Genomic DNA, 17,370 nt, shown 5'->3' on the forward strand with positions numbered 1-17,370 from the left:
TCCGGATACCGCCGCTCCGTCGGACGACGTCATGCCTGCCTGACGGTCAGGCGACAGAACCGGAATTTTGCCCGGAACGGCCCATCAGGACGCAGAAGCGAGCTGCACTTCGTCGATCACCCGCTCATGGCTGTCGCGAAGGCTCTTGACCCGATACTGGTAGCCCTGGTTCGTCACTGGCATCGCCCGGACCACGGTATAGACGCCGCGGGTGATGTTGTTGTCGTATTTGCCGGGAACGAACGAGACTCGATCGCCGATCCCGAACTTCGGCACTGTCATAGAATGTCCTTTCGACGGCCCCACTCGCGCGGGGCCGTCTTGTCCAGCGAAATCAGCTCGCCTGGAGGTTTCCGGCAGAGACCTTGCCCTGCTGGCCACGCTCGAGCTCGTAGCTGATCTTCTGGCCCTCGTTCAGGCCGGTCAGGCCCGCACGCTCAACGGCCGAGATGTGCACGAAGATGTCCTTCGAACCATCGTCGGGCTGGATGAATCCATAGCCCTTCTGGCTGTTGAACCACTTCACTGTGCCTGTTGACATCGCAAGTCTCCTTGATAGGCCTGCAATCCGCGACGCTGCGGACCGCTCCACTTTCCGATTGGGAGACTTTGAATTCGACGTGCGTTACTACGTAGGGATCGTATCTTCCCGGCCGAAAAGACAGCCGATGGGCTAAACATACGCCGAACCCGGCGAATTACAATCGCCAACTCGCCCGGTCCCGCGATCGGCACCCATCACCCCGACCGGCGCCGCCGCTGCCACAGGATCCCATGCCCAATTTCATCCACCACCTGCGCTACCGCCCATCGCTGCTGACCGGCCTCGGCGTCGCCCTCCTCACCATCCTGGTCGCCGGCCTGATGTTCGACTTCCGGCCGATCACCGCCTGCCTGATCGGCTGGGATGTCGGCGTCGTCGCCTACGGCCTGGTGTTCACGGTGGTGATGTCGCGCACCACCCCGGACCGCCTGCGCCAGGTTGCCGACGAACTCGACGAGGGTCGCTGGGGCATCCTGATGAGTACCATCGTGGCGGCCCTCGCCTCGCTCGGCGCGATCGTGATGGAGCTGGCACAAACCCACGGCAAGGCCCACGCAGCCTCCCTCGACGGCCTGGCCGGGCTGACCGTGCTGCTCTCCTGGTTCTTCATCCACACGATCTTCGCCACCCACTACGCGCACGAATTCTGGCGCCGCGGCGGGCTGCAATTCCCGGGCAACGACCGCCCGAACATGTCCGAGTTCCTGTATTTCTCGTTCTGCATGGCGGTGGCGAGCCAAGTCAGCGACGTCATGACCCAGTCGGCGTCGATGCGGAAACTGGTGCTGGCGCACTCGCTGGTGTCTTACCTGTTCAACACCGCGATCATCGCATTGGGTGTGAACATCGCCGCCTCACTGGCCAGCTGACCGAGTCAGGGCGGCACGGTCTTGCCGTCCCAGTCGAGCACCGAGCCGCTGTCGGACGCCTCGAGACCGTCCAACACCGCCAGCAGCTTCCCCGCCGACTCCGCCGCCGTGAACAGATGGCCGGGCGCGACACCGCGCTGGAACGGACGGCTCAGGCCGGTATCCACGGTACCGGGATGCAGCCCCACGCACAGCGTTTCCGGCGTCCGACGCGCGACCTCGATCGCCAGGTTGCGCAGGATCATGTTGAGCGCCGCCTTCGACGCGCGGTAGGCGTGCCAGCCACCGGCGCGGTTGTCGCCGATGCTGCCGACCCGCGCCGACAACGCCGCGAACACACTCCGGCCGGGCGAGGCCAGCAGCGGCAGCATCGCACGCGCGACCAGCGCCGGCCCGACCGCATTGATCCGGTAGCTCTGCATCAGCGCGTCGGCGTCGAGCGCCCGGTAGCTCTTCTCGGGGCTCATTCCATCACCGTGCAGCGCGCCGGTCGCCACGATCGCCAGCCGCAGCGGCACTCCCCCGAGATCCCGCGCAAGCCGGTCCGCAGCGAGGGCGATGCTCTCCGGGTCGGTCACGTCGATCGTGCCGCACGTGAGGCGAGCCCCGGATTCCGCTGCACCTGCGGGCGGGTCCCCGGAGCGGGACAGTGCCACCACCCGGGCGATGCCGGGATCTGCCAGCAATGCCGCCACCAGCGCGCCGCCGATCCCGCCGGACGCACCGACCACCACCGCGGCGCCGCCCGTGCCCAGACTGCGCATCCCGGCTGCCGCTACCAGCCCATGCTGCCGGGACCGCCCTTGAACGGTCCCTGCAGATCCGAGGTGACCCAGCCGCCATAGAAGCCGCCCGGTTGCGGCGTCACCTGCTCCTCGCCGACGAAGCAGGCATCCATCGGCCCGGCATACACCGCCAGATGATCGCGGATCGCCTCGAAGGCGGCCGTCGGCTCCGGGTAGCTCCAGGCCACGCGGGGGGCCACCCGATCGCCCACCCGGATGCTCCAGTAGCGCGCCTGGCCCTTCCATTCGCAGAAGCTGCCCCCTGTCGCAGGCTCCAGTACGCAGTCGGTGAAGCAGTCCGCGGGCAGGTAATAGACCGGCGGATGCGACGTCTCCAGCACGCGGTAGCCGGCCAGGGTGCGCGCTATGGTGTGACCGGCGAAGTCGATGCGGATTTCGGCCGCCACCGGCTGCAGGGCCGGCGGCCGTGGGTAGCTCCAGACATCTTCCATGCTCGATCTCCCTGCGGGTCGCTCAGTGCGTGAGGTATCCACCACTGCCACTGACATAGGCCCCGCTGACCCTGCCACCAGTCCCGCCCTGCCCGTCCGGCGACACGCACCCTGCCAGCCCGAGGGCGCAGGCGAACACGGTGATCGTGAGCATTCTCTTGACCATGGCAGCTCCTCGGCCGGCTCAGGGTGACGGTGATCCGCGGGGCGATCAAGCCGCCGGGCTCCCGGTCAATCGAGTGGCCGGCCGGCGGTTTCGCGGAACATCAGCAAGGCAGGCAGCGACACCAGGGCCGCGAGGATGACGTAGTAGGTCACCGCGATCGGCTGCCCGGTGCGCGAGATCAGCCAGGTCGCGATGAACGGCGCGAACCCTCCGAACACCATCGAGGCGAGGTTGTAGGAGGTGTTCAGCCCGGTGAGCCGCCGACGGGTCGGGAACATCTCCACCAGGGCGACGGTCATGGTGCCGATGAAGATGCCGCAGTTGGAGCCCAGCACAATCTGCGCTGCGATCGTCAGCGCCACCGAATGTTCGTGCAGCATCAGCCAGACCAGCGGATAGGACAGCAGCAGCAGGCAGAGGCAGCTGAACAGCAACGGCGGCTTGCGGCCGATCTTGTCGGAGACGTAGCCCGATGCCACCACCGAGGCGCCGGTGGCGAGCGTGGCGATTGCCGTCGACCAGAGCGACAGGCCGGCGGTCCAGCCCAGATTGCGCTGCAGGAAGGTCGGGAAATAGGAGAGATACACGTAGATCGCGGCGGACTGCACGGCCACGAAGCAGAACGCGAACAGCATCGTGCGCACCGGCATCCGGGTCACCGGGCCGGTCAGCGCCTCGACCCGGGCCGCCTCGCGGAACACCGGGGTCTCGTCGATCCGGCGGCGTGCGAGCAGGCCGAGCGGGCCGATCAGCGCACCGAGCAGGAACGGCACCCGCCATCCCCAGCTCTCCATGGTGGCCGACCCCAGCAGGGTGGTCAGCGACGCAGCGACGCCGGTGCCGACGAGCTGGCCGCCGATGATGCTTCCGGTATGGCAGCTGCCGATCAGCCCGCGTTTCGCAGCCGGTGCCCATTCCGCCAGGAAGGAGGCCGAACTTCCCCACTCGCCCCCGGCCGAGAAGCCCTGGAACGCGCGTGCGAGGACCAGCAGCACGGGTGCCGCGATTCCGATGCTGGCAAAGCCCGGCAGCAGCCCGATCACCGCGGTGCCCACGGCCATCAGCATGATCGTCAGCAGCAACGCGGGCTTGCGGCCGAGCCGGTCGCCAACGACGCCGATCAGCACGCCGCCGAGCGGTCGCGCAGCAAAGCCGACGCCGAACACCGCGAAGGTTGCCAGCAGCGCCACGGTGTCGGTGGATTTCGGAAAGAAATGCCGCCCGATGATCGGGGCGAGGAATGCATAGATCGTGAAGTCGTACCACTCCAGCGCATTGCCGAACACCGCCGCGGTGATCACCCGCACGATCGATCCGCCACCACTCTCGGCATCGAGCCGGCCGCTCAGTCCTGTATCCATTGTTTCCTCCGATCAGACCCCCGTTCTTGATGACGGGTGAGACACGATGTCTTGCCGCGCGATCATGTGTCGCTTCGGCGTTCCGATCGATACTCAATCACCCCCGGGGAAGCATCGGCGCAAGAAAAGGCCGCCGCCCGGACGTCCCGCGCCATGCACGAACCGGCTATTTCCCGCCCCCGGCACCGACGTAATGGTCGAACCAGGCGACGGTGCGGCGGGTCGCGTCGTTCAGGTCATGCGCGTCCTGCATCCCGTGACCCTGTCCCGGATAGACGACGAACTGGGTCGGACGGCCGAGATCGCGCAGGTCGTGCCAGAACTCCAGGCTCTGCCCGATCGGGCATTCGTCGTCATGGTCGCCGCCGAACAGGAATACCGGCGTGTGCACCGAGCGGACATGCGCGATCGGCGACTGCGACAGATAAAGCTGCAAGGCGGCGTACGACGGTGCACCGAACAGGGCGAGGTCCGCCTTCTCGACGCCGGTCGAGCCGTCCAGCGAGATCCAGTCGGAGATGCCGGCACCCGACGCGATCGCCTTGAAGCGGTCGGTCTGGGTCGCGGCCCACAGCGCCATGTAGCCGCCATAGCTGTAGCCGAACAGGCCGAGCCGGTGATCGTCGATCGGCGCCAGCTTCTCCACCGCATCGACCCCGGCCAGGATGTCGCGCAACGGTCCGGCGCCGAGATCGCGCACGTCGGCCGCCGCGAACGCCTCGCCCTCGCCGAACGAGCCGCGCGGGTTGGGCATGAACAGGTCATAGCCGGCAGCCAGCATGTCGAGCGGGAAGCCGCGACGCGGGAAGTTCGGCATCGCTGCCGCGGACGGACCGCCATGCACCTCGACCACCATCGGGCGCCGGCCGGGGCCAGGATGCAGCGGTTGCAGCAGCCAGCCGCTGGGAGTGACGCCGCCATCGCTCCACGACACGCTGCGGGCGGTCCAGCGCGCGACGACGTGGTCGTTCTCGTGGCTGATCGGGTGCCACTGGCCGACCGGACCCGCCACCAGCACCGCCGGCCGGGTCATCGTCGTCACGATGCCGGCGGTGGTGTCGCCGGCACATGCGACGGACGGGTTGTAGCCCTCGCTGCTCAGGCGCGCCTCGTCGGACCAGACGCTGGTCTCGTGGCCGGTTGCGTCGAGACGGACGAGGCCGGTGCGCGGTCCCTCGATGTCGCTCGCCAGCAGGGACGGCCCACACGACCAGTTCAGCCCGGCGAAGCTGCGTCGGCTGCCGGCGGTCAGGTTCCGGGCGGCGGTCCCGCCATCGAGCGGAGCGCTCCAGACGTCGCCGCCGGTCGAGCCGAAATCGCTCATCACGCCGACGATGAACGCGACGTTGCGGCCATCCGGCGAGACCACGGGATCCGCGATCTGCTGCTGGTACGACCGGGGTGCGAACAGCACGCGCGGTGTGCCGCCCGCCGCCGGGAAGGCGAGCAGTTTCGCCACGTACCAGTTCTGGTCGCCGTCGCCGGGCGCTGCGGTGCCGACGAACCCGCGCCCGTCCCGGCTCCACTCATACTCATAGACGAACAGGTCCGGCGGCGAGACCAGCTCGAGCGACGTGCCGTTCAGGATGCCGATCCGCTGCTCGTCCTCGTGCGCGCCGATCTCGCCGCTCAGGGCGGCTGCCGCGGAGGCCGCGCCGATCTCCTTGTGCGCGTCGGCGATGGCGAGCACGGCGAGGCGGCCATCCGGGGCGAAACGCGGCCTGTCGAGGGTGCCGGCGAAGGCCAGCAGCAGGCGCGGATGCGACCCGTCCGCGTCGACAGCCTCGATACGCCACCCGGGCGTTGGCGCCGGGCCGGTCGCGGAGGTGGCCTGAGCCGGATGCGTGGGTTTCGTCTTGTCCTGCAACAGGAACACCAGGCCCTGCCCGTCCGGGCGCCAGACCGGCTGGCCCGGCTTGCAATCGGGCACGTCGCCGCACGGCAGCGCCACGACCGTCCTGGCGCCGCTGGCCGTGTCGCGGATGACCAGCCGCATGGTTTCCTGGACCGAGGGATCCGCGGGATCGTCCGTCTCGATGTCGGCGAGCCGGCGGCCGTCCGGTGACAGCGACACCGCGCTGAACGCATGCTGGAGCAGCGGCGGGAGGGCCGGCGTGTCGGCCGCACTCGCGGCTGGAGCAACGGTCGCGGTCACCGCCAGGGCGAAAAGTCCGCGCAGAGCTACGTTCCGTATTCCAGCCAAGACAGCTCCTTCGACCCGAGACGAGACCCGCCTGCCGATCGGAGCCGATCCGGGTTTACCGGGAGGGCGGATATTCGCAAGGGCCGGAAAGCGATCGCAGGCGACCGTGCGGCTGGTCGAGCAGGCTGTGTCGGGTCCCCAGGATCAAGCGATCATGGCGCATCGATCTGGCGGCTGGCGCAGGGCGGCCTTTCGCGCAACAGGACTCCGGGAGCACTTCCGTCGCCGGCCCGGATCACCTTTTCCGCCTGGTGGACGATCGTGCCAGTCGCACGCAGGATGTTCGACGAAACCGAGCCGGCAGTCGCGCTCGCAGCAGACTCACGCATCCTTGTCGGTGTTGCCGTCGTCGTTCAACAGCGGCCGAATCAGGCGCCTCACACAACCCGGGTCCGGCGTATGGCGGTATTCGAAGGAGGCGACGCCGTCCGGTACCGCCAGACCGAGATCGTCGGCGCCGGTGGCATAAACCACCACGTCGACCCGGCGCAGCATCGGCGCAAGCTCCGGCGTATCGTGCAGCGCCACCGAAACCTCGGCAACATGCGGCGCGAAACGCTGCACGCCGGCCTTCATCAGCGGCGTGAACTCGGGGTAGATCGAGACCACGCCGACCCGCGTGCGCGGCTCGAGTGCAGCCAGCGCCTGGCGGGTCGCCACAGCCGGGATGAAGGTCATGGTTGCCACCACCGAGTCCGGCAGGAGTGCGATCACGTCGCTGCGGCGGTGCGGGAAGGTGATCACGAGGTCGGCCAAGGACGCACGCCTCCGCGCCCCCGCCTCCTGCTCGATGAGTGCGAGCGTGGTGGCCTCGAAGACCGCCGCATCGTCCACCGCGAGCGCCATCTCTGCACAGTAGGCTGCGGTCGTTTGCGCGAAATGACCGATCACGGCGACCAACGGCCGCTTGCCGGTCCGGTCCGGTTCGTCCATCCGCGCGGCGATCAGGCCGGCGAGGTCACTCGCGCGCAGCCCGAGGGCTCGGCCCTGCGCGATCATGGCGTCGACGGCACGGTGCAGCGCGATATCGTGCCGGGCCGGACGCCGCTCGACCGGCGACAGGTCGGCCACGAACGTTCCCGATCCGGTCCGGCTGACGATCACGCCGGCAGCCTTCATCTCGGCATAGACCTGCGCCACCGTCATCGGCGCCACGCCGAGATGGTCCGCAAGCTCGCGCACCGAGGGCAGCCTCTCGCCGGACCGCAGCGTGCCGAGGCCGATCCCGAACTCGATCAGTCCACGCAACTGGGTGCCAAGCGGGACCGGCAGATCGCGATCGACCGAAAAGGCCGCCAGGTCAGCCCTGGGCGCGAGGATGAGGCGTTCTACCATCTTGATACGTTGGTTCTCCCGAAATGATCATATCGAAGGCGGCTTTCGCACGCTAGATGGGCATTTGCCTCGCAGCACGCGAGCTATCCATCGAAAGGCTCCAAGTCTAGGATCACATCGCGAAAGTGGTTGACCCCGGAGTGACCGGCTTCCTAGTGTTCTAACCGGTTAGGACGAAATGATCGGGAAAGGGGCATGCTGTTGGGATGTTGGCGCGCCCTGGCGTTCATCTTGGCACTTCTGGCGGCTTCCGGCTCCAGCCCATCCTGCGCGGTTTCGGCACCCCCACCGGCGGCAGCCATCACCCGCGGCGGCATCATGAGCTACGGCCGCTACGCCGACAGCCTGCTGCTCGACCCGGTGCTCAACGACAGCAACGCTGACATCTGGATCCTGTCGAACCTCTACGACACGCTGCTGCTGCCCACCGATGACGGGCGCGGCGTGCAACCGGGGCTGGCTTCCGCCTGGCAGGTCTCCCCGGACGGACTGACGGTGACGCTCACGCTGCGACCGGGCATCCGCTTCTCGGACGGAACCGCGATCACCGCGGACGACGTCAAATGGTCGCTGGACCGCGCGCGCAATCCGCATAACGGGATCTGGAACGCCCTGCTGGGCGCGCTGGGCGAGGTCCGGATTGCGGCCGCGGATACCGTCGTGCTGCGGCTGCGTCATCCGGATCCGGCGATCCTGCCGCTGCTCAGCGTCTTCAACTCCGCCATCATGCCGCAGCATCAGTTCGAGGCGGCTCCCGGCGCCACCGACGCCGAAAAGGCGGTCACGTTCTCGAACCATCCGGTGACGTCCGGTCCGTTCGTGCTGGCCTCCTGGGTGCATGGCGCGACCATGCAGCTGCGGCGCAACCCGTACTACTGGCGGCCCGGCGCCGATGGACGTCCGCTGCCGTATCTCGATGGGATCCGCTTCGAGGTGATCCCGGACGATGCCACGCGCATCCTGCGGGTGCAGTCGGGCGAGCTCGACGGCGCCGAAATGATCCCGTTCTCGCGGGTCGCCGAGCTGCGGGCGGATCCGAGACTGAGCCTGGCGCTGTTTCCGTCGACCCGCCTCGATTACGCCGTCCTGAACGTGCGTCCGACGCTGACGGGCAATATCGCCAACCCGCTCTCACTGCCGGCAGTGCGCGAGGCGCTGAACGACGCGGTGTATCGCCGCGGCCTGATCCAGATCGTCACCCACGGGATCGGCATGCCGATGACGTCCTACATGTCGCGCGCCACACCGTTGCATGTCGATGTCCCGGGCGCGGATCGTTTCGATCCGGTGCAGGCGCGCGCGTTGTTGCGCCAAGCCGGCTATCCGCACGGCTTCTCCGCCACCATGCAGATCCTGGCCGGCAACGAGGACGAGATCGAGATCGGTACGGCGCTGCAGGAGATGTGGCGCGAGATCGGTGTCGAGCTGCACTTGCAGCAGCTCGACATGGCCAGCATCACGGCACTGTATCGGGCGGGCAGGTACACCATGCGGCTCAGCATCTGGACCGACGACATCGCCGATCCCGGCGAGATCACCTCGTACTTCGTGTACACCCCGGTGATCGGCGCACAGCATAGCGGCTGGCACAGCACGGACGCGGAGCGGCTGTATTTGGCGTCCAGCACCGAGCTCGATCGCGGGCGGCGCGCCGAGGAATACGCGCAGATCCAGGCGCTGTACGAGAATGGCCCGATCGTGCGGCTGTTTGAGACGCCGTACGCGGTGCTGCTGCGGCGCGCGGTGCACGGCTTCCTGCAGCTGCCGCTCGGCAACAACGTGTTTTCCGGCGCGTGGCTCGCACGATGACGCCGGCACGGATCCTCCGGCGTGTGCTGCAGGTGGTGCCGACGCTGTTCGCGATCATGGTGCTGACCTTCCTGCTGGTGCACCTGCTGCCCGGCGATCCGGCGAGCGCGCTGATCGGCGACCGCGTCACCGATGCCGAGGTCGCGAACGAGCGCACGCTGCTCGGGCTGGATCGGCCGCTGCCGGTGCAGTTCGCCGCGTACGTCGCCGGGCTGCTGCATGGCGATCTCGGCCGCTCGACCGCACTCGGCGTGCCGGTGACCGCGCTGATCGCCGCGCGGCTGCCGGTCACGTTGATGCTCACCACGATGAGTGCCGTCATCGCGCTGCTGATCTCGGTGCCGCTGGCACTGGTCGCGGCGATCAACCGTGACCGCCCGATCGACCTGATCCTGCGCAGCGTGTTCCAGGTCGGGCTGTCGATGCCGGCCTTCTATGTCGGACTGCTGATGCTGACGGTGCTGGCTGCCAGGCTGCGGCTGTTTCCGGTGGGCGGCTACGGCGACGATCTTGCGGGCCATCTCTGGCACCTGCTGCTGCCGTCGATCTCGCTGGCGCTGAGCCTGTCCGCGGTCCTGCTGCGCAACCTGCGTGCCTCCATCTGTGATGTCCTGGATTCGCCGCATGTCGAGTTCGCCCGGCTCAAGGGTCTCGACCGCGCGCTGGTGTTGCGCCGGCACGTACTGCGCAATGCGCTCATCCCCACCGTGACGCTGTTCGGTCTCAGCACCGGCACGCTGCTGGGCGGTGCTGTGATCACCGAGACGGTGTTCGCGATCCCCGGTGTCGGCAGGCTGATGGTCGATAGCGTGTTCGCGCGCGACTACCCGGTGATCGAGGCCCTCACTCTAACTCTGGCAACGCTGGTCGTGCTGACCCTGCTGCTGACCGACCTGCTCGCCGCTGCCCTCGACCCGGGAGCGGCGTCGTGAGTGCGACGGCGCACCCTGCGCGGGCTGTCCGGCGGCGGCTGCCGGGATCGCTGCTGGCCGGCTCGACGATCCTGCTGTTCGGGATCGTGCTGGCCGCGGTGCCGCAACTGCTGGCGCCGTTCAGCCCGTTGCGGTTCGACTATGCGCATCTCTTGAGCGCGCCCAGCCCGCTGCACCCGCTCGGCACCGACGAGTTCGGTCGCGACATGCTCTCGCGGGTGATCTGGGGCTACGCGGTCGACATGCAGATCGCGCTGTTCGCCACCCTGCCCGCCCTGCTGATCGGCACTGTCGTGGGGGCACTTGCCGGCTTCTTCGGCGGCCTCGCCGAGACGATGCTGGTGCAGCTGGTCGGCGTGGTCGTCGCCTTCCCGTTCCTGGTGCTGGTGATCGCCATCGTCACCGTGCTGGGGCCGGGGCTGATCAACATGTACGTGGCGACTGCCCTGGTCGGCTGGGTGTTCTACGCGCAGCTCATGATGGCGGAAATGAAGCTGCAGCGCCGACTGGATTATGCTGCGGCGGCGCGGGCGATGGGCTACGGCCAGGTCCGGATCATCTTCCGCCATCTGCTGCCGAACGCGATCACCGCAGTGCTGATCTACTGGATGACCGACATGGCGCTGGCGATCCTGCTCGGATCCAGCCTCGGCTATCTCGGGCTCGGCGCGCAGCCGCCGGTGGCGGAATGGGGCGCGCTCATCGCCGGCGGCAAGAACTACATGTCGACCGCCTGGTGGATGACGGTGTTCCCCGGGATCGCCATCGTGGTCACCGGCCTCGGCTTCAGCCTCACCGGCGATGGGCTCGGCACGCTGCTCGGGGTGCGAAGGTGAGTGGCGCCCTGCCGCCCGAGATCCCGCAGCTCGAACTGCGTGACGTCACGGTGCGGTTCGGGGCAGGCCAGGACGCGCCATACGCGGTCGACGGCGTCAGTCTCAGCCTCGGGCGTGGCGAGATCCTTGGCGTGGTGGGCGAGAGCGGGTCCGGCAAGAGCCAGCTGCTGCGCGCGGTCATGCGCCTGCCGCCGCGCGAGGCCCGGCTCGGCGGCACGATGCTGTGGCGCGGTCGCGATCTCGCCACCCTGGGCGAGCGGGAGATGCGCGCGGTGCGTGGCGGCGAGATCGCGCTGATCACCCAGGATGCGGCGACGGCGTTGAACCGCGTGCTGACGGTCGGCGCCCAGATCGACGAGAGCCTCGCCGCGCATACCGTGCTGGATCGCCGCCAGCGTCGCGCCCGTGCCACCGAACTGCTCGAGCTGGTCGGCATCCGGGACGCCGCGCGGCGGCTCGACGACCACCCGCACCAGTTCTCCGGCGGCATGCTGCAGCGGGTGATGATCGCGATCGCGCTGGCCAGCGAGCCCGGGCTGCTGCTGGCCGACGAGCCCACCACCGCGCTCGACGTCACCGTGCAGGAGGAAATCCTGCGCCTGCTGTTGTCGCTGCGTGACCGCCTCGGCATGAGCATCGTGCTGGTCACGCACGATCTCGGGGTGGTGGCGCGGCTGTGCGAGCGCGTGGTGGTGATGTATTCGGGCCGCGTCGTCGAGAGCTGCAGCGTCACTGCTTTGTTTGCGGCCCCGCGGCATCCGTACACCCGCGCGTTGCTCGCCTCGATGCCGGGAGAAGCCCCGCCGCGCACCCGCCTGGCGGCGATCGAGGGCACCACCCCGTCGATCGGCGACCGGCCGGCCGGGTGCGCCTTCCATCCGCGCTGCGTGGCAGCCCGGCCGTTCTGCGCCATCACCGTACCGCCGCTCGAGGAACAGGTGCCCGACCACCAGGCGGCCTGCCTGCGCCAGCGGGACCTTGCCGACCGGGTGGCGGCATGAACGTGGCCTCTCCGATGCCGGCGGCGCCGGTCCCCGACGCCCCGATCCTTGAGGCCCCGATCCTTGAGGCTCAACGGGTCAGTAAGCGGTTCGGGCGAGCGGCTTCGCTGCTTGAGCGGGCGCGGCGCGTGCACCCGCCGGTGATCTGCGCGCTCGACGAGGTCAGCCTGGCGATCCGGCCCGGCGAGACCTTCAGCATCGTCGGCGAGTCCGGCTCGGGAAAATCGACGCTGGCACGCTGCCTCACGGCACTGCACGCGTGCGACGGTGGCCGCGTGCTCTACCGTGGCCGCGACCTGGCGCAGATGCCGCCGGCCGAGCGCCGCCGTTTCCACCGGCGTGTGCAGATGGTGTTCCAGAACCCGCTGGCCGCCCTCAATCCACGCATGACGGTGTCCGAGATGCTGCGCGAAGCGCTGCGGGTGCACGACATCTGCCCCGCGGACCAGGTGCAGGCGCAGATGCGGGCGCTGCTCGAGCGGGTGCGGCTGCCCGTCTCCGTGCTGGACCGGCGGCCGCACCAGTTCTCCGGCGGCCAGCTGCAGCGCATCGCCATGGCGCGCGCGCTGTCGGTGCGCCCGGAAATCATCGTTGCCGACGAGGTCGTGTCGGCGCTCGACGTCTCGGTGCAGGCGCAGATCGTCAACCTGCTGATCACGCTGCAGGACGAGCTCGGGCTCGCGATCGTCTTCATCGCCCACGACCTCCGGCTGGTGCGCCACATCTCGCACCGGGTGGCGGTGATGTATCGAGGCACGCTGGTCGAGTTCGGCGACAGCGAGGCGCTGTTCACGCAACCGCTGCATCCCTACACGCGCCTGCTGGTCGGCTCCGCGCCGACGCTGCAGCCGGGCCACGTCCACGCGCACGCCCACACACCGACGGGCGGCACCATCGCCGAAGTGGCCGCCACCGGCTGCGTGTTCCGCGCCCGCTGTCCCGACGCGATGCCGCGCTGTGCCGCCGAGGCGCCCGGTTTGCGCCCGATCGAGGCCGGCCGCGCGGTGGCCTGCCACCTGTTCCCCGACACCGCCCATCCCGCGGCGGCAGACACGGTGACGCCGTGACCCGCGATGGCACGGCCCAGACGAACCCCAACCGAGCATGTCGGCCGATGCCGATGCCGAAGCGACCGGAGGTCCCATGCGGATCAGCGAGATGAACTGGATGCAGGTCGAGAGCAGCCTGCAAGACGACGACCGGTGCGTGGTCCCGCTCGGCAGTACCGAGCAGCACGCGCAGCTCAGCCTGTCGGTGGACAGCATCCTGAGCGAGCGTGTGGCCCTCGAAGCCGCAGCGCCGCTGTCGGTGCCGGTGTTCCCGGTGCTGGCCTATGGCGTGACGCCGTATTTCGCAAGCTATCCCGGCACCATCACGCTGCGCGCCGAAACCTATCTGCGCGTCGTGCAGGACGTGCTGGACAGCCTGTACCGGACCGGCTTCCGGCGCATCCTGCTGTGCAACGGCCATGGCGGCAACGCGTCCGCCGCGAACTACGTGCAGGAGTGGGTAGCCGAGCATCCGGGGTGCCGCGTGCGGCTGCATAACTGGTGGAACGCGCCGAAAACCCTGCAGAAGGTGCATGAGATCGATCCGGTGGCGTCGCACGCATCCTGGATGGAGAATTTTCCCTGGACCCGTCTCGGCAACCTGCGCGGACCCGAGGACGCCAAGCCGATGACCGATCTCGACCGGCTGCGACTGCTGTCGCCGCCGGAGGTCAAGGAGATGCTGGGCGACGGCAATTTCGGCGGCCTGTACCAGCGCAGCGACGCGGACATGCTGGCGATCTGGGAGGTCGCGGTCGAGGAGACGCGCGCCCTCATCGAGAGCGGCTGGGCGTGAGCGGGACGCTGCTGATCTGGGGCGCCGGCGCGATCGGCGGCACCATCGGCGCCTCTCTCGTGCGCGCCGGGCAGGACGTACTGTTCGTCGACAGCGCGGTCGATCATGTCGCGGCGATGCAGCGGGACGGGCTCGCGATCGAGGGGCCGATCCAGCAGTTCGTGGTGCCGGTGCGGGCCGCGACGCCAGCGCAGCTCGAGGGCCGGTACGACCGCATCCTGCTCTGCGTGAAGGCGCACCACACTGCCGATGCGGCGCGCGCGCTGCTGCCGTATTTGAGTCCGGCCGGTTATGTCGCGTCGTTCCAGAACGGGCTCAACGAGCCGGTGATCGGCGCGGTGACCGGGATGCAGCGGGTGGTCGGGGCGTTCGTCAATTTCGGCGCCGACTATCTGGAACCGGGGCGCATCCTGTTCGGCGGCCGCGGCGCCTGCGTGGTCGGCGAGGTGGATGGCAGCGCCAGCGAGCGGGTGAGCGCGCTGCGCCGAACGCTGCTGCCGTTCGAGCCTGATACGATCGGGACCGACGACATCCTCGGCTATCTCTGGGGCAAGGTCGCCTACGGAGCGCTGCTGTTCGCGACCGCCGTCACCGATGACGCGATCGCCGATATCCTGGCATCCGAGACGTATCGCGCGGTGCTGGTCGGGGTCGGGCGCGAGGCGATGGCGGTGGCGGTGGCGATCGCCCAGGGCGTGCAGCCACGCGGCTTCAACGGCTTCGATCCGGCCGCCTTCGCACCGGGCGGGAACGCGGCGGCGATCGACGCCTCGTTCGATGCGATGGTGGCGTTCAACCGCCGCTCCGCGAAATCGCATAGCGGGATCTGGCGCGACCTGGCGATCCGCCACCGCCAGACGGAGGTGGATGCGCAGCTCGGACCGGTGGTGGCAGGGGGCGCCGCGTGCGGCATCGAGACCAAGCTGACCGTCCGGCTGATCGAGCTGATCCACGAGATCGAACGCGGCGAGCGCCGGCTGGACCGCGCCAATCTGGATGTGCTCACGCCGCGAGCGCTCAGGCCGGCCGGGCTGGAGGTACGCTGATGCGGATCGATTTCGAGGGGCAGCGCGCCCTGGTGACCGGCGCCGGCCATGGGATCGGACGCGGCATCGCCCAGGCCTTGTCGCGGATCGGTGCCAGGACGCTTGCTGTCGACGTCAATGCCGACGGGTTGGGCGAGACGGCAGCCGGCGCCGAAGGTTTGCTGCAGACGGCGGTGGTCGACGTCACCGATGCAGAAAGCATCAGCCGGGCAGTTGCCGCATTCGGACCGGCCGACATCCTCGTGCACAGCGCGGGCGGCGTCTGTGGCCAGGTCGGCAAGCCCGCGGAAACGGTGACCGCCGCCGAGTGGCAGGCCATCCTCTCGGTCAACCTCACCGGTGCGTTCCTGATGGCGCAGGCGGTGGTTCCCGGGATGAAGGCGGCCGGACGCGGTCGCATCGTCACCATTTCCAGCGGCGCCGGGCTCGGCATCAGCCTCACCGGGATCCAGGCCTATGCAGCGGCGAAGGCCGGGGAGATCGGGCTGACCCGGCAGCTGGCGCACGAGCTCGGGCCGTTCGGCATCACGGTGAACAGCGTGGCGCCCGGTTTCGTGCGGTCCAATCCGACCACGGAACGACAATGGGAGTCCTACGGGCCGGAGGGGCAGCAGCGGCTGCTCGATGCCGTTTCCATGCGCCGGCTCGGCACCGTCGACGACATCGTCCATGCGGTGCTGTTCCTGGCGAGCGACTTCGCCGGCTGGATCAATGGCCAGACCCTCAGCGTGGATGGCGGCAAGTGAGCGCCGCCGAGGCTCAGGCGTGGGCCGAACAGCATGACGCCCGGACCCTTGAGACGCTGTTCCAATTCGTCTCGATCCCCAGCGTCAGCACCGACCCGGCCTACCTGGCGGACATGGCGCGCGGTGCCGGGTTCATCGCCGACCATCTGCGCGTCTGCGGGATCGAGAACGTCGCGCTGCGGCCGACCGCCGGACATCCCGTGGTCACCGGCGACTGGCTGCACGCGCCGGGCCGGCCAACCATCCTGATCTATGGTCATTACGACGTGCAGCCGCCCGACCCGCTCGATCGCTGGAACTCCGCGCCGTTCGCGCCAGAAATCCGTGACGGCCGGATCTATGCCCGCGGCGTGTCGGACGACAAGGGCCCGCTGATCGTTGCGATATCCGCGCTGGCCGCCTTTCTCGGGACGGCGGGTGCGTTGCCGGTCAACGTCAAGCTCCTGCTCGAGGGCGAGGAGGAAATCGGCAGCGCTCACCTGGATGATTTCGTGGCAGAGCACGCAGCCGAGCTTGCCGCCGACTTCGTGCTCTCGGCCGACGGCGCCATGTGGCGGCTCGATCTGCCGAGCGTGACGGTGGCGAGCCGTGGCCTCTGCGCCCTCGAACTCACCGTGTCGGGTGCCGCGAAGGACCTGCATTCCGGCCGGCATGGCGGCGCCGTGGCCAACCCGCTGCAAGCCCTGAGCGCACTGCTCGCCGGGCTGCACGCCGGTGACGGCAGCGTCGCTGTTCCCGGCTTCTACGACCGGGTCCGTATCCCTTCGGACGCCGTCCGTCGCGAGACCGCCGCAGTCCCGTTCGACGAGGCCGACTACCTCCAATCGATCGGCGCGCCGGCGGGTGCGGGCGAGGCCGGCTGGAGTCTGCTGGAACGCAACTGGTTGCGACCAACGCTGGAGCTCAACGGCGTCTGGGGCGGCTACAGCGGCCCGGGGACGAAAACCGTGATCCCGTCACAGGCGCACGCGAAAATCACCTGCCGGCTGGTACCCGACCAGGACCCGGCGGAGATCCTCGATGCCATCGAGCACGATCTGCAGCGCCGCGTCGGTCCCGGTGTCACGCTCACGGTTTCGCGCGAAGCGGGCGGCGCGCACCCGGCCGCGATTGCCGCCACCCATCCCGGCCTGCGCCTGGCCATGCAGGTGCTGGAGGAGCTGTACGGTCGCGCGGCAGTGCCGGTGCGCATGGGGGCGACACTCCCCGTCGCCGGGATCTTTCGTCATCGGCTCGGTCTCGACACGGTGTTCTTCTCGTTCTCGACGACCGACGAGGATTATCACGCACCGAACGAATTCTTCCGCCTCGAACGACTGCGCGATGGGATCCGCGCCTGGATCCGCTATCTGCAGCGTCTCGGCGCGTTGCCTGACGACGCAGGCAGCGCCGAAATTCCATCAATCCCCCGGTGATGTCGTCGATGAACCGGGACGGGGT

At 68.8% G+C, this 17,370-nt stretch carries 18 protein-coding genes; 10 read left to right on the forward strand and 8 right to left on the reverse strand.

What is annotated here, in order from left to right; all coding sequences use genetic code 11:
- Window positions 1-84: 84 nt before the first annotated feature.
- On the reverse strand, window positions 85-282 hold the full coding sequence (locus ACOEQ2_RS01955; RefSeq protein WP_419729717.1) for a hypothetical protein: 198 nt from the start codon (window positions 280-282) through the stop codon (window positions 85-87).
- Between the two features lie 52 nt (window positions 283-334).
- Window positions 335-541: a cold-shock protein gene (locus ACOEQ2_RS01960; protein ID WP_171835915.1), complete on the reverse strand. Its 207-nt coding sequence runs from the start codon at window positions 539-541 to the stop codon at window positions 335-337.
- Between the two features lie 233 nt (window positions 542-774).
- Between ACOEQ2_RS01960 and ACOEQ2_RS01965 the strand changes: the two genes are divergently transcribed.
- Window positions 775-1,413 (forward strand): DUF1345 domain-containing protein, encoded by a 639-nt coding sequence (locus tag ACOEQ2_RS01965; RefSeq protein WP_419729718.1) that lies wholly within the window; start codon window positions 775-777, stop codon window positions 1,411-1,413.
- A 5-nt stretch (window positions 1,414-1,418) separates the two neighbouring features.
- Here the strand turns inward: ACOEQ2_RS01965 and ACOEQ2_RS01970 are convergent, their stop codons facing one another.
- From ACOEQ2_RS01970 to ACOEQ2_RS01995, 6 genes are all read right to left on the reverse strand, one after another.
- Window positions 1,419-2,177, reverse strand: a complete 759-nt coding sequence (locus ACOEQ2_RS01970) for an SDR family NAD(P)-dependent oxidoreductase (RefSeq protein WP_419729719.1) — start codon at window positions 2,175-2,177, stop codon at window positions 1,419-1,421.
- An 11-nt stretch (window positions 2,178-2,188) separates the two neighbouring features.
- Window positions 2,189-2,650 (reverse strand): DUF427 domain-containing protein, encoded by a 462-nt coding sequence (locus tag ACOEQ2_RS01975; RefSeq protein ID WP_419729720.1) that lies wholly within the window; start codon window positions 2,648-2,650, stop codon window positions 2,189-2,191.
- Window positions 2,651-2,672: 22 nt separating this feature from the next.
- Window positions 2,673-2,816: a hypothetical protein gene (locus ACOEQ2_RS01980; RefSeq protein ID WP_419729721.1), complete on the reverse strand. Its 144-nt coding sequence runs from the start codon at window positions 2,814-2,816 to the stop codon at window positions 2,673-2,675.
- A 65-nt stretch (window positions 2,817-2,881) separates the two neighbouring features.
- Window positions 2,882-4,177: an MFS transporter gene (locus ACOEQ2_RS01985; protein WP_419729722.1), complete on the reverse strand. Its 1,296-nt coding sequence runs from the start codon at window positions 4,175-4,177 to the stop codon at window positions 2,882-2,884.
- Between the two features lie 166 nt (window positions 4,178-4,343).
- The gene (locus ACOEQ2_RS01990; protein WP_419729723.1) at window positions 4,344-6,380 is read right to left on the reverse strand and encodes a prolyl oligopeptidase family serine peptidase; all 2,037 of its coding nucleotides are present in this window, start codon (window positions 6,378-6,380) and stop codon (window positions 4,344-4,346) included.
- A gap of 321 nt (window positions 6,381-6,701) precedes the next feature.
- A complete protein-coding gene (locus ACOEQ2_RS01995) occupies window positions 6,702-7,715 on the reverse strand; it encodes a GntR family transcriptional regulator (RefSeq protein WP_419729724.1) in 1,014 nt (337 codons plus the stop codon).
- Between the two features lie 195 nt (window positions 7,716-7,910).
- On the opposite strand from ACOEQ2_RS01995, the gene ACOEQ2_RS02000 reads away from it, so the two are divergent.
- The 9 genes from ACOEQ2_RS02000 (at window position 7,911) to ACOEQ2_RS02040 (ending at window position 17,345) form a co-directional block, all read left to right on the forward strand.
- On the forward strand, window positions 7,911-9,524 hold the full coding sequence (locus ACOEQ2_RS02000) for an ABC transporter substrate-binding protein (protein WP_419729725.1): 1,614 nt from the start codon (window positions 7,911-7,913) through the stop codon (window positions 9,522-9,524).
- Window positions 9,521-10,456, forward strand: coding sequence for an ABC transporter permease (locus ACOEQ2_RS02005; RefSeq protein ID WP_419729726.1), 936 nt, complete (start codon window positions 9,521-9,523; stop codon window positions 10,454-10,456). Before ACOEQ2_RS02000 ends, ACOEQ2_RS02005 begins: the two co-directional genes overlap by 4 nt.
- On the forward strand, window positions 10,453-11,292 hold the full coding sequence (locus ACOEQ2_RS02010; RefSeq protein WP_419729727.1) for an ABC transporter permease: 840 nt from the start codon (window positions 10,453-10,455) through the stop codon (window positions 11,290-11,292). The genes ACOEQ2_RS02005 and ACOEQ2_RS02010 overlap by 4 nt, the downstream gene beginning before the upstream one ends.
- Window positions 11,289-12,293 carry an ABC transporter ATP-binding protein gene (locus tag ACOEQ2_RS02015; protein ID WP_419729728.1) on the forward strand — a complete coding sequence of 335 codons (1,005 nt, stop codon included), beginning with the start codon at window positions 11,289-11,291 and terminating at the stop codon, window positions 12,291-12,293. Before ACOEQ2_RS02010 ends, ACOEQ2_RS02015 begins: the two co-directional genes overlap by 4 nt.
- Window positions 12,290-13,360, forward strand: a complete 1,071-nt coding sequence (locus tag ACOEQ2_RS02020) for an oligopeptide/dipeptide ABC transporter ATP-binding protein (RefSeq protein ID WP_419729729.1) — start codon at window positions 12,290-12,292, stop codon at window positions 13,358-13,360. The genes ACOEQ2_RS02015 and ACOEQ2_RS02020 overlap by 4 nt, the downstream gene beginning before the upstream one ends.
- 76 nt (window positions 13,361-13,436) lie before the next feature.
- Window positions 13,437-14,138, forward strand: a complete 702-nt coding sequence (locus tag ACOEQ2_RS02025) for a creatininase family protein (RefSeq protein ID WP_419729730.1) — start codon at window positions 13,437-13,439, stop codon at window positions 14,136-14,138.
- Window positions 14,135-15,184 (forward strand): ketopantoate reductase family protein, encoded by a 1,050-nt coding sequence (locus tag ACOEQ2_RS02030; protein ID WP_419729731.1) that lies wholly within the window; start codon window positions 14,135-14,137, stop codon window positions 15,182-15,184. The genes ACOEQ2_RS02025 and ACOEQ2_RS02030 overlap by 4 nt, the downstream gene beginning before the upstream one ends.
- On the forward strand, window positions 15,184-15,930 hold the full coding sequence (locus tag ACOEQ2_RS02035; RefSeq protein WP_419729732.1) for an SDR family NAD(P)-dependent oxidoreductase: 747 nt from the start codon (window positions 15,184-15,186) through the stop codon (window positions 15,928-15,930). The genes ACOEQ2_RS02030 and ACOEQ2_RS02035 overlap by 1 nt, the downstream gene beginning before the upstream one ends.
- Window positions 15,927-17,345 carry a dipeptidase gene (locus tag ACOEQ2_RS02040; protein WP_419729733.1) on the forward strand — a complete coding sequence of 473 codons (1,419 nt, stop codon included), beginning with the start codon at window positions 15,927-15,929 and terminating at the stop codon, window positions 17,343-17,345. Before ACOEQ2_RS02035 ends, ACOEQ2_RS02040 begins: the two co-directional genes overlap by 4 nt.
- Window positions 17,346-17,370: the final 25 nt, after the last annotated feature.

Source organism: Lichenicola sp. (assembly GCF_965198575.1).
Taxonomy (GTDB): domain Bacteria; phylum Pseudomonadota; class Alphaproteobacteria; order Acetobacterales; family Acetobacteraceae; genus Lichenicola.